Annotated in this window: 11 protein-coding genes; 9 read left to right on the forward strand and 2 right to left on the reverse strand. The window is 38.2% G+C overall.

Annotation, left to right across the window (positions count from 1 at the left end; genetic code table 11):
• Nucleotides 1-261 precede the first annotated feature (261 nt).
• Nucleotides 262-417, forward strand: a complete 156-nt coding sequence (locus P9B04_RS04560; RefSeq protein ID WP_342053815.1) for a hypothetical protein — start codon at nt 262-264, stop codon at nt 415-417.
• Between the two features lie 41 nt (nt 418-458).
• The gene (locus P9B04_RS04565; RefSeq protein ID WP_342053816.1) at nt 459-1,409 is read left to right on the forward strand and encodes a DUF362 domain-containing protein; all 951 of its coding nucleotides are present in this window, start codon (nt 459-461) and stop codon (nt 1,407-1,409) included.
• Between the two features lie 17 nt (nt 1,410-1,426).
• Here P9B04_RS04565 and cimA read toward each other — a convergent pair whose 3' ends face one another.
• Nucleotides 1,427-3,058: a citramalate synthase gene (gene cimA, locus P9B04_RS04570; protein WP_342053817.1), complete on the reverse strand. Its 1,632-nt coding sequence runs from the start codon at nt 3,056-3,058 to the stop codon at nt 1,427-1,429.
• Nucleotides 3,059-3,287: 229 nt separating this feature from the next.
• On the opposite strand from cimA, the gene P9B04_RS04575 reads away from it, so the two are divergent.
• A complete protein-coding gene (locus P9B04_RS04575) occupies nt 3,288-3,641 on the forward strand; it encodes a hypothetical protein (RefSeq protein WP_342053818.1) in 354 nt (117 codons plus the stop codon).
• Nucleotides 3,642-3,647: 6 nt separating this feature from the next.
• Here the strand turns inward: P9B04_RS04575 and P9B04_RS04580 are convergent, their stop codons facing one another.
• Entirely contained in the window at nt 3,648-5,447 is a 1,800-nt protein-coding gene (locus P9B04_RS04580) for an SLC13 family permease (RefSeq protein WP_342053819.1), read from the reverse strand.
• Nucleotides 5,448-5,631: 184 nt separating this feature from the next.
• On the opposite strand from P9B04_RS04580, the gene hpsL reads away from it, so the two are divergent.
• The 6 genes from hpsL (at nt 5,632) to P9B04_RS04610 (ending at nt 12,072) form a co-directional block, all read left to right on the forward strand.
• A complete protein-coding gene (hpsL, locus tag P9B04_RS04585) occupies nt 5,632-7,377 on the forward strand; it encodes a hormogonium polysaccharide biosynthesis protein HpsL (RefSeq protein WP_342053820.1) in 1,746 nt (581 codons plus the stop codon).
• A gap of 8 nt (nt 7,378-7,385) precedes the next feature.
• Nucleotides 7,386-8,420 carry a hormogonium polysaccharide biosynthesis glycosyltransferase HpsN gene (gene hpsN / locus P9B04_RS04590; protein WP_342053821.1) on the forward strand — a complete coding sequence of 345 codons (1,035 nt, stop codon included), beginning with the start codon at nt 7,386-7,388 and terminating at the stop codon, nt 8,418-8,420.
• Nucleotides 8,421-8,449: 29 nt separating this feature from the next.
• Complete coding sequence (hpsO, locus tag P9B04_RS04595; RefSeq protein ID WP_342053822.1) at nt 8,450-9,625, forward strand: hormogonium polysaccharide biosynthesis glycosyltransferase HpsO; 1,176 nt, start codon at nt 8,450-8,452, stop codon at nt 9,623-9,625.
• Between the two features lie 54 nt (nt 9,626-9,679).
• Nucleotides 9,680-9,850 carry an NAD(P)H dehydrogenase subunit NdhS gene (locus P9B04_RS04600; RefSeq protein WP_342053823.1) on the forward strand — a complete coding sequence of 57 codons (171 nt, stop codon included), beginning with the start codon at nt 9,680-9,682 and terminating at the stop codon, nt 9,848-9,850.
• A gap of 1 nt (nt 9,851) precedes the next feature.
• Nucleotides 9,852-10,520: an HAS-barrel domain-containing protein gene (locus P9B04_RS04605; RefSeq protein WP_342053824.1), complete on the forward strand. Its 669-nt coding sequence runs from the start codon at nt 9,852-9,854 to the stop codon at nt 10,518-10,520.
• 115 nt (nt 10,521-10,635) lie between these two features.
• On the forward strand, nt 10,636-12,072 hold the full coding sequence (locus P9B04_RS04610; protein WP_342053825.1) for a sensor histidine kinase: 1,437 nt from the start codon (nt 10,636-10,638) through the stop codon (nt 12,070-12,072).
• Nucleotides 12,073-12,196: the final 124 nt, after the last annotated feature.

Below are 12,196 nucleotides of genomic sequence, written 5' to 3' on the forward strand. Positions count from 1 at the left end.
CTTTGTCCCCTAACTTTCGGCGAGTCCCCCCAGACTTTTTGAGAAGCTTCTAATAGTCAACAAGATCGCCTAGAAGCAGCCGCTAAACTGAGCGATAATCATCAAAATGTTGTTCAAGATATTATTAAAAACTCTGGCATTAAAAGCTGGATTACTCCAGAAAATTTAGGGAAAGTCGAAGAATATGTTGACTTATACTTAAGATTATTAGCCACTCAATTGCTCAACAATTATGCTACTCCTCTGGCAAATGAGCAACTGATGCAAAATAACGAAATAGCTGTTATTGGTGCAGTATCTCTTTCTTACATCAGAAATCGTGTTTGCGTTCCCCGTGATTTAACAGCAGGTGCAGCTAATCAGTTTCGGGAAGGTATTGATAAAATACTAAAGTCTTTGTATTCTTCCGCTTTTTAAAGCTTACAAAATCTGTTTTTAAATTCTTTACAAAAACCATTATGTCTAGCGTCAGTTTATTATCCGCACATTCCTACGATCGCCCCTTATTAAAAACCTCCTTAGAACAACTTTTACAACCATTGGGAGGGATTGAATCTTTTGTCAAACCTGGACAAAGAGTCTTACTAAAACCCAATTTATTAACCGGAAGTCGTCCCACAAAAGAGTGCGTCACCCGTCCAGAAATCGTCTATGGTGTTGCTAAGTTAGTTAAAGAAGCAGGAGGAAAACCCTTTTTAGGAGACAGTCCCGCCTTTGGTTCAGCGCGAGGTGTTGCTCTAGCCAACGGTTACGAATCGATTATAGAAGAATTGGGCTTAGAAGTGGTAGAATTCAGTGGCAAACGTTACGACCACCATAGTGATAATTTCGACCATTTGCGTCTATCTAAAGAAGCGATGGATGCAGATGTAGTGATCAACCTTCCCAAAGTTAAATCCCACGTTCAATTAACCTTAACCTTGGGAGTCAAGAACTTATTTGGTTGCGTTCCTGGTAAAATGAAAGCCTGGTGGCACATGGAAGCGGGAAAAGATGCCAACAGGTTTGGGGAAATGTTGGTGGAGACAGCCAGAGCGATCGCCCCTAATTTGACTATTATAGACGGTATCATCGGTCATGAAGGAAACGGACCGAGTAATGGAGAACCTAGAGAATTAGGGATTTTGGGGGCTTCTGCTGACGTTTTTGCCCTAGATTGCGCCCTAATGGAAATTTTAAGGGTAACTCCTTCATCCATACCCACCTACGTTGCACAGCAAAGGTTAGGGTTAACCAGTAACCTTGCAGACATAGAATTTCCGCTACGCCATCCCACTCAATTACAAATTAGTGATTGGCAGCTACCAGAACGAAAAATGCCCATTGACTTTGGACTCCCCAGAGTGATTCGTTCGACCTTCAAACATTTATATATTCGTTTACTACGAGAACCATTAAAAATCACTTAAACCCAAACAAATTTTCTCTAAGGAAGAGATTTTAGGGGGATTTTTGTGGTTGACTTTAACAACAAACCATATTCGATCCCCTCTACCACCGCTTGATAAGAAGCCTCTAAAATGTTAGGAGAAACCCCCACCGTTGTCCAGCGTTCGTGACCATTACTTGACTCTATTAAAACACGAGTATTGGCTGAAGTGCCAGCACCGCCATCTAAAATTCTAACCTTATAATCAGTGAGATGGAACTGAGCAATTCCAGGGTAAAAATTCACCAAAGCTTTACGTAAGGCACTGTCTAAGGCGGAAACGGGACCGTTACCTTCTGCCACTTCCAGTTTATCTTCTCCGTTAACGGTAACTTTAATAGTTGCTATTGCGTTATTGTAGGGTATCCCTTCACCATATAAGCGATCACAATGAACTTGGAATCCTTGCAGTTCAAAAAAGCTTTTTGTTTGTCCTAATGCTTGGCGCATCAACAATTCAAAACTAGCTTCGGCTACTTCAAATTGATAGCCTTCGTGTTCTAATTCTTTAATTCTGGTTAAAATTTCACGGCAGGCTGCATCTTCTTTGTTTAACTCAATACCAAAGGTCTTGGCCTTGGATAAAACATTACTCAACCCTGCCATTTCTGAAATAACAATGCGCCTTTCATTACCAATATCTTCTGGTTTAATATGTTCATAAGTTAAGGGATTTTTCTGCACCGCAGACACATGGATGCCTCCTTTGTGGGCAAAAGCAGAACGTCCCACGAAAGGTGCGTGATCATCCGGGGCTAAATTAACCATTTCGCTGATCAAACGACTGGTTTTTGTCAGTTGGGTTAATTCGCTTTCTTCTAAGCAGCGATAACCCATTTTTAGCTGTAAATTGGGAGCTAAGGTACACAAATTAGCATTTCCACACCTTTCCCCGTAACCGTTGACGGTTCCCTGTACCATTCTCACCCCTTCCACCACACCTGCTAACCCATTAGCTACGGCGGTTCCCGAATCGTTGTGAGTGTGAATGCCTAATTGGGGACCACTATTATCAGGTTGAATGTCTAGGGCAACCACCACATCCTTAATGATGCGGCTGACATCGTGGGGTAAGGTTCCCCCGTTAGTATCGCATAACACCAACCATTCAGCCCCCGCAGCTTTAGCCGCTTTCAGAGTTAAGAGAGCATATTCGGGGTTATTTGTGTAACCATCGAACCAATGTTCCGCATCATAAATGACGCGCCTTCCTTGACTGCACAAATACTCGATAGTATCCCCAATCATCTTTAGATTCTCTTCTAAGGTAGTTTTTAGCCCTTCTGTGACGTGGAGATCCCAAGACTTACCAAAGATGGTTACCCAGCGAGTTCCGGCTGCTAAAATGGCTTTTAGGAGAGGGTCTTCTGCCGCTAATTTATGGGGACGACGGGTAGAACAAAAGGCCACTACTTCTGCTTGAGTGAGGGGTTCTTCCCGTAATTGCCAAAAAAACTGTACATCTTTGGGATTTGCTCCTGGCCAACCTCCTTCGATAAAAGGAACTCCCATTTTATCCAGTTGTCGGGCAATTTTCAGTTTATCTTCTAAGGACAAGGAAATCCCTTCCCGTTGGGCCCCATCTCTGAGGGTGGTGTCGTATAGCCAAATGCGCTTATCAGTCCCCATAAAATTACTTTACTTCCATGAAGTGATTGAAGAGTGTTTCGTCGTACTTTTGTCCATTGCCTTGCCATCAGCAATTGCAATAACCAATTATAGAATATTGCATTTCATCCTTTCAATAAGTAACAACTCATTAAAACAATAAGACCAGAGAATAAAATCAAGGTAAAATGGAGGCAGGAAAATTTAGAAAAAAATTAATATTTTTTCATCTGAGTTGAGATCAAGGGCAATGAACAACAAATCCTTAAGTTTATTTTTAGGAATAACCCTGTCTTTTGGGGTTTTAGCAACAGAAACATTAGCTTATCCTAACCGAGTTCGTTTCAATCCCAATGCAGGAGTTCATCGGACAATTATTTCTCCTAACGGGAGAGTCGGCAACAATTATTCTAGAGGGAATTCTTCTTACAGGGGTGGAGGGAATTATAGCTTCCGAGAAAGAGTTATTATTCAAAGAGATCAACGGGGTTCTTGTTACAATTGCGGTTACTCTAACAATTATAATCCTTATCGAACCTATAGAGGTCGTGGTCGCAACTATCCAGTTAACCCCAATTATCAATACCACCGTTATTATCGATAGATTAAGCTATAAACCATAGATCAAAATAATTAAAGAAGGGACAACAAATGCAAACAATAGGGTTAGGGGAAGTCCCACACGGGTGAAGTCTAAAAAGCGATAGCCTCCCGGTCCGTAAACCATCGTATTAGTTTGGTAGCCAATAGGGGTGATGTAACTGTTGGAAGCGGCAAACATAACCGCTAACATAAAAGCGATAGGATTGAGATCAAGATTTTTGGCTACTTCGACAGCTACGGGTAACATAAGTAAAACAGAAGCATTGTTAGAGAGAATTTCTGTTAGTAATGCTGTAAAAAAATAGAAAAGAACCAAAACTAAATAATTAGGTAAATAAGATCCTAAACTAACAATATAATTAGCAATTAACTCGTTAGCACCTGATTTATCCATCGCAATTCCTAAAGGAATTAATCCTGCTAAAAGGAAAATGATATCCCAACGAACTGCTCCGTAAATTTCCCCTGGTTTTAAACATCCTGTAAAAATCATCAACATCACACCCACTAAACTACTGACTAAAATGGGTAAAATATTCAAAGCTGCTAAAATAACCACCCCAAAAACAATGGTAATGGCAACATAAGACTTATTTGATCTTAAAGTTTCGATATCTCTTTCTTCTAACACCAATAATTCTCGAGTTGTTTGTAATCCTATAAAACTTTCTTTTGGTCCTTGTACTAACAATAAATCTCCAAATCTTAAGCGAACTTTACCCAATCTTTCTCGCAGTAATTCTTCCCCTCTACGAATAGCAATAACCGTAGCATTATATCGTTGTCTAAACCGTAAATCCTTGAGAGTAGAACCAATTAAACGAGAGTTCGATAGGATAAGAACTTCTGCTACTTTATCCTCACCAAATGTTAACTCTTCATCAATTTTCTCTTGATCAAATTTAAGATCGGCTAAAATTTCAACACCCCTTTCATCTCGAATTTGTAGTAAATCTTCTTTACTTCCTCTTACTAACAAGATATCCCCTAACGATAAAATCTTGTCTGCTAAAGGTTGTGGAAAATGAATGTCATTGTGTATAATCTCTAGAATATCAATATCGAACTTCCTCTGAATACCGCTTTGTCTTAAAGTTTGTCCGATTAAACTAGAACGGGGAGTGATTATGATTTCGCTGACATAATCTTTCATATCATAGTCAACATTCAAACCATTGTTAGTGATAGATTTACGATCGGGTAAAAGTTTAGGAGCAATAAAAGTTAAGTAAGTTAATCCAATGAAAAATACAGGAATTCCGATAGGAGTTATCAAGAAAATGCTGAACTGACCGTAACCCAATTTTTCTGATAGTCCACTAGCCAAAATATTTGTAGAAGTTCCGATAATGGTAATAACTCCCCCTAAAATAGCTGTATAAGAAAGGGGAATTAATAATTTTGATAGAGAAATTTTGCGCTTCTTTCCCCAAGATTCTATGATAGGAATAAAAACAGCAACTACAGCAGTGTTATTAATAAAGGCACTGATAAATCCTACAATAATTCCTAAAGATGCAATTTGCTTTTTTAAACTTTTTCCTCCTAATTGAAACAGCAAATCCCTAACAATCTGTAACCCTCCCGTCCTAGTAATTCCAGCACTGAGAATAAACATAGCCATCACAGTAATTGTCGCTGAATTACTAAAACCAGAAATTCCCTCTTCAGGGGTTACTAATTGACATAAAATTAGTAAGACTGTGATTCCAATCGCTGTGGTGTCCACGGGAAAAAACTCACAAACGAAGCTAATCAGAGCTAACGCCAAAATAAGCAAGGTTAAGATAATAGGAGATATGAACATAAGATAAGATCTAACCTGTTAAAGACTAATCATCGTATCATAGAACTAATATAACCCTTTGACTGAAAAACAGTTGATATTCTTGCGAATAGTTCATAGCAGAAGCAACTACTAGATAAAACGGAAAGATTTTTAAAATAAGCGGGTATAATTTATAAGGAAAGTCAAAACCCTTACATATCCAATGGCAACTTCTCTGGGAAAAAGACAATCAAGAAAACGGCGGTCTAGTAAATCTTCTGTTGATATTAAAGAAAAACTAGCAAAAAAGCGTAAAGCAAAAGAAACACGCAAGAAAATAATGGGATTGATGGGTTTCTCTCTTTTTTTTGCTATTCTTGTTGGTGTTCCTCTGGGTTTTACCATTAGCCCTAAAATTGGTGCATCGGTGGGGTTACTAATTCCTTTGCTTGTAATTTGCTACAATTACCCTCGTACTGCTCTATGGGCTTTTCTAATATATATGCCATTTAGTGGAACTGTTACCTATTGGATTGGTGGGGGTAACGCTTTATTTCAACTGTCTAAAGATGGCTTTTATATCCCTGGACTTTTAGGTTTAATGCAGTATTGTAGACGCAAAAGGCAAGCTATTTTTGTATCTAAACCACTTCTGATAACCTTAGGAATTTTAACTACATGCGCCTTACTAACATTATTTTTTGTCAATGGAACTAAACAGTTCTTACCTGAATGTAGTTCTCTAAGCGAATACGACAGATTCCTAAGAGATGCCAATGGAGAATTCATTCTAAATTCAGACGGGGTAGTGATTAGAACCCCTTGTAAAAATGCAATTCCTTTTGCTCAGGGCATATTAGGACTAAAAGTTTTACTCGGTTATGTTCCATTGATTTTCTGTGGTTACTACTTAATTAAGGATAAAAAACAACTATTATTTTTGGGTCGCTTATTAGTGGTTTTAGCCATAATATGTTGCGGGTTAGCATTTATTCAATTTTGGCTTTTAAAAACAGGGCGATGTCAGGGAACAAATCATCTAGTCGGTAACGATCTATTTAAACCAACTCTCGATGCTAAATGTTTCGTAGGAGGAGCCGCTTTGTATTCCCCCAGTCAAGGACAAATTCGATTGCCTGGAACTTTTGTCTCCCCTTGGCATTGGGCTTGGTTTTTAGTGGCAAATGCAGCTATTTGTTTTTCAGTAGCTTTTAGTGATACTGCATTTTTCTGGAGGAATTGCGGCCTAGCGGGGATGGCTATGGTTTTTATCAATGCCGTCATTTGTGGACAAAGATTAGCCTTAGCTGTAGTTCCAGCCGTGATAATTGTTATGCTATTTCTGACTGGAAAAATTACTGATTTGAAACGATTTATTCCCATCGGTATTGGTTTGTCAGTTTTCTTGTTCATAGGATTTTCTTTGATTAATCCTGACTTCATTCAAGAGCGCATCGACAGCTTTGTCTCTCGCTGGAATGCTTCTCCTCCTTACCTATTCATTCTAGAGCAATTTGACTTTGCAATCAGGACTCAAAGCGGTATTTTGGGAAGAGGTTTAGGTGGAGCAACCAACTCAACCCGAATCTTTGGAGATGTCTCTCTCGTCGAAACTTATCATCCTAAACTCTTATTTGAAATTGGTTATCCCGGTTTGATTGCCTTTATGATTTTTGTGACTCATCTCTGTCTTGTAACATTTAAGACATATCGTAGTTTGAAAGACCAGTGTTTAAGAAATTTTGCCTCTGGTTTTTGGGTGTTTCTCATGATTATTAGCTATTTTCCTTATTGGTATCCTTTGGATACGGACCCAGTGGCTGTTTATTACTGGTTATTTGCCGGAGTTATCTTGAAACTACCGGTCATAGATAAAGAAGAACAAGCTAAACTAAAAGCCCAAAAAGCAACCCAAGATGCCCTCAAAAAGCGAGTTAAAAGTCAGAGAAGAACCCCATCGGTTATTTAATAAAAATCATGTCTTATCCTTCAATTTCTCTCATCATCCCAACTTACAGACGAGAACAAATCTTGAAAGATACCCTAGAAGATGTTCTCAAACAGGATTATCCGAATTTAGAAATATTGGTAGTTGATCAAACAGAAATACACGATCCTACCATTGAAACCTATTTAGATAACTTAGCTAAAGCTCATAAAATTAAGTGGTTTCGTGTTAGTTGGGCAAGTTTACCAGCAGCCAGAAATTACGGGGTTCGTCGTTGTCAAGGTGACATTATTATTTTCATCGATGATGATGTTCAGCTACCAAAAGATTACCTCCAAACTCATGCAAAAGTTTATCAAGAAAACCAAGAAATTGGAGCCTTAGCAGGGAGGGTTTTAGATAGGATGAAATTGGCTGACTCCGAAAAAATTAATAAGACTCAAGATCCCTACACCATAGAAATGTTACCTCCAGAAGCAATGGACCCTGCTATTGCTTGGTATCACATCGATTTAGTTCATACCACCAAACCTCAAGAGGTTATTTCTGCTCGTGGCTGCAATATGTCATTTAGACGAAAAATTTTTACTAAATATAACATTTGGTTCGATGAAAGATTTAGAGGAAACGCTGTTAGAGAAGAATCAGATTTTTGTTTACGTTTACGCCAGACAAATTATAAAATTTGGTACGAACCTGATGCTTACCTAGTTCATTTAGGAGAAGAGACTGGTGGATGTCATGACATAAGTACCCGTTCTTTTTCCTATCAAATGACTTTCTATCATAACCATTTTCTAATGGCACTAAAAAACCTCACTTGGAAACAACAATTTAGGTTATACACCAAACTTTTTGACTGTCATGTCTTGGGAAACCCTCCCTGTAATAAAGGGGGATCACCCCTGAAAATTATTGTACGCTTACTATTCTATATTTTAGGGCTGGTAGATGCTATTAAAACTATAATTATGTCTCGGTGGGATGATGGACAAATTTACAGTAAAAACGATCTAGACAGTCAAGAATTATATCCTGACAAGTCCTTAGAATCTATTTCTTAATATTGAACTACACAATTTTTTAAGCCATCATGAAAATTTTAGTTGCTAGTCACACCTATATAGTAGACCTTAATTGTGAAAAATTTAAAACCTTAGCTCAACTTGAGCCTAACATCGAGGTTAATGTTATTGTCCCTAAAAAGTGGAAACCTGGAGGCGTTCAAAATAAAATCATTGAAACCCAACCCCGCAATGAAGGAAATTTTAAGGTAGTCCCTGTAGATAACTTCAGTCAAAATAACCAAGGATTATTAACATTTGGAGCAGAAATAATTAAGATCTTAAATGATTTTAAACCTCAAATCATTCAAGTGGAACAAGGAGTTAAATCTTTTGCCTATGCTCAGTTGATTACACTAAATAACTGGTTAAACTTAAATGCAAAAAATGTATTTTTTACCTGGTGGAACCTTCCCTACACCTCGAAATTTCCCGTTTCTTACCTAGAAAATTACAATTTAAGCAACACCGACGGATTGGTAGCAGGGAATCAAGATGCAGCAGACATTCTCCGAGATCACGGTTATCATAACGAAGTGGAGGTTATGCCACAATTAGGGGTAGATGAACAACTATTTTCTCCCCAAAAACAACCCAACTTAGCCCTTAAACTAGGTGTTAAAGAAGAAGATTTTGTAATCGGTTTCGTCGGTCGATTTGTGGAAGAAAAAGGTATTTTAACCTTATTAAAAGCTATCCAATCTTTACCCAATAAACCTTGGAAACTTCTTTTACTAGGAAGAGGAGAACTAAAAGAAAAAATTATTGAAGAGAGTAAGAATGTTAGTATTGAAGACAAAATAATTATTGTCGAAAGTGTACCTCACGATCAAGTTCCTCAATATATTAACTTGATGAATGTTTTGGTATTACCCTCTCAAACAACTTATAACTTTAAAACCCTAACTGCTGTAGGTTGGAAAGAACAATTTGGTCATGTTTTGATCGAAGCTATGGCCTGTAAAGTTCCTGTGATTGGCTCAGATTCCGGAGAAATTCCTAACGTAATTCAAGACGCTGGTCTAATTTTTGGCGAAGGAGATGCCGTAGCTTTAGGAAACTGCTTAGATAAACTAATGGGGGATAAAAACTTAGCTACCGAACTGGCTCAAAAAGGCTATCAAAGAGTTTTAAACCACTACACAAATAAAGCCTTAGCCCAAAAGTCATTGAGCTTTTATGAAACCCTTGTTAAAAGCACCTAAAAAGTAAAAAGTGGTAATGTGCTATCATGTAAAAAATCTTTATTAATAAAAATTATGTTAATCTTACCAGGAACCACAGTTAAAGTCATAAACCCCAACGACACTTACTATAAATTCGAGGGTCTAGTACAAAGAGTTAGTGATGGTAAAGCAGCGGTTTTATTTGAAGGGGGAAACTGGGACAAATTGATTACTTTCCAACTTTCTGAAATAGAACCCGTATAGTATGCGACTGCCTCTACCTCAGTTTACAACCGATAGCCACAACCCTGATCACATTGCCGAGGTCATCGAAACATCGACCACCCAGTTTTTAGCTCAGTGCTTGGAACCAGAAGACCTCAGTTTCCCAGTAATGCCACCTTTCGGCAGTTGGCTCAAGTCTCTAGACGAAGAATCAGGAAATAAAATAATAGCCGTTGTTACCTACGCTACTACCACACCCATAGATTCTGTTCACCGAGCGAGAGCATTAGGACTATCTCTAACCGAGTTGAGAGAGCAGCAACCGCAAATCTTTGCCATGTTAAAAACTGAGTTTAAAGCCACCATTGTGGGGTTTGAAAGTTATCAAAATGCAGAAAATGGTAACGGTCATAACTTAGGCAAAGTTTATCAATATTTACCCCCCCGTCCTCCTCAAATACACCAAGCTGTTTATCGTTGTGAAGTGGCGGAAATAATTAATTTTAGCGAACAGGTTGAGTTTTTACGGATTTTAATGCAAGTGAGAGATGCACCAGTAGACGCTTTGATGGCAGCCGCAATTCGAGACATTTATCTACTAAGAAAAGGAGACAAAGATTGGTTAGTAAAAGTAGGAAGAACCCTAAGCATCCTCTTGAGAGATGATTACGATCGCCTTCAATACATATTCAGTCAGGTAACACTTTAAAGGAATTATAAGGAAATTGCCACTATCTAGGTTCGGTTATACCACTGTTTCAAATTATTTAATCAGTTTATGATCGAAAAAGTTAGCAGAAAATAGTTTAGATTGAGAAGGGTTTATGATGGTTTCTGAGGCTTTATTAGAAAAATTAAGCAACATTCTTAACCGTGAGGTTAACCTTATTCCATCTCCCTCTCAACCTACACAAACAGACATCGAGCAACAACGATTAAAAGTTCAGGGAGAGTGGGTAAGTGCGATCGCCTCTTTAGAAACCTTGTTATTATCATGCCAACAAGAACCCCCTCAAGGACTAGTTTTATCAGCACCAACCCCCATTTTGTGCCATCGGGATCTAACTCATACACTGCATACAGGTATTTTTACACTGCAACATCCCCAACACAGTTGGAAACGGTTTCAACTCCCCGGAATGTGCGAGTCATCGGACAATAATAACCGTCCTCATCTGATGGAGTTGCCTATCTTTCCACAAGATCCCCTAGCAACCGAACAATTTTGCTTGGTTTTAACCCCAAAATTCTCTTTATTGATGGTTTTGGGAGAAGATAATCTCGGACTTCCTGCCTTTCAATTTTCTTTTGCTCCTGAAGTAGTAGAGAAAGGATGGTTAAACTTGCGATCCCGTCTCAACTTAGTCAGTCATCCCCAACTCCCTCATCTAGACGCACTGGTTGAAAAGTTCACACCTGTCACTCCCAGTTATCAAATAGTTACTGAGTTTACTCGGTTATTACTTCATTACCTACCGCAAAATTCCCCCATTATTCCTGCAAAAAATTCTTATATTCAAGACTTAGAAGAAAATAATCATCAACCCTTGTTAGCTCATTCAAAACCCCTAACTGCGTCTATGGTTGAAGAAACCACAGATGTTGCTTTATTGCAAGCTTTAAGTCACGAAATACGGACACCATTAACTAGTATTCGGACCATGACTCGATTACTGTTGAGGAACAAAGATTTAGAGCCAAAAATAACCCGTTTACTAGAAAATATCGATCAAGAATGTAGCGAACAAATTAACCGCATGGAATTAATTTTTCGAGCTACAGAATTAAAAAGTAAGAGCCACGAAGATTGTTCTGTAGAATTAGTTAAAACCTCATTAGATAGTCTATTTCATCAATCTATTCCCCGTTGGGAACGGCAAGCACAAAGACGCAACGTCAATTTAGAGATTGGATTACCTAAAAAATTACCCCAGGTAGTCAGCGATCCAGGAATGTTAGATCAAGTATTAACTGGACTGATCGAAAAATGTACCCGCAGTCTTGCTGGAGGAGGACACATAAAAGTGCAAATAACCACTGCAGGGCATCAATTAAAGTTGCAATTTCAGACAGAATCTCACAGACAACACAACCCCTTTAAAGCTTTAGGACAACTGTTATTATTACAGCCAGAAACCGGCAGTGTTAGCTTAAATTTGGACGTTACCAAAAACTTATTTCATCGCTTAGGAGGTAAATTAATTGTTCGCCAGCGATCGCAACAAGGAGAAATTTTCACCATATTTTTACCATTAACCTAAAAGTCTGTAAAAAAGAATTCAGATATCTTATCATCATGGCTTTTCAAATAAATACCAATGATGAGAATGTATAGTTAATTCAAATAAGATTGAGACAAATAAGAAGTATAATGAAGACAGATGA

This window comes from Crocosphaera sp. Alani8 (assembly GCF_038442745.1).
Taxonomy (GTDB): Bacteria; Cyanobacteriota; Cyanobacteriia; order Cyanobacteriales; family Microcystaceae; genus Crocosphaera.

Coding starts and splice junctions, on each gene's coding strand:
- P9B04_RS04560 (WP_342053815.1), top strand. CDS start 262: ATGCAAAATAACGAAATAGCTGTTATTGGTGCAGTATCTCTTTCTTAC.
- P9B04_RS04565 (WP_342053816.1), top strand. CDS start 459: ATGTCTAGCGTCAGTTTATTATCCGCACATTCCTACGATCGCCCCTTA.
- cimA (WP_342053817.1), bottom strand. CDS start 3,058: ATGGGGACTGATAAGCGCATTTGGCTATACGACACCACCCTCAGAGAT.
- P9B04_RS04575 (WP_342053818.1), top strand. CDS start 3,288: ATGAACAACAAATCCTTAAGTTTATTTTTAGGAATAACCCTGTCTTTT.
- P9B04_RS04580 (WP_342053819.1), bottom strand. CDS start 5,447: ATGTTCATATCTCCTATTATCTTAACCTTGCTTATTTTGGCGTTAGCT.
- hpsL (WP_342053820.1), top strand. CDS start 5,632: ATGGCAACTTCTCTGGGAAAAAGACAATCAAGAAAACGGCGGTCTAGT.
- hpsN (WP_342053821.1), top strand. CDS start 7,386: ATGTCTTATCCTTCAATTTCTCTCATCATCCCAACTTACAGACGAGAA.
- hpsO (WP_342053822.1), top strand. CDS start 8,450: ATGAAAATTTTAGTTGCTAGTCACACCTATATAGTAGACCTTAATTGT.
- P9B04_RS04600 (WP_342053823.1), top strand. CDS start 9,680: ATGTTAATCTTACCAGGAACCACAGTTAAAGTCATAAACCCCAACGAC.
- P9B04_RS04605 (WP_342053824.1), top strand. CDS start 9,852: ATGCGACTGCCTCTACCTCAGTTTACAACCGATAGCCACAACCCTGAT.
- P9B04_RS04610 (WP_342053825.1), top strand. CDS start 10,636: ATGATGGTTTCTGAGGCTTTATTAGAAAAATTAAGCAACATTCTTAAC.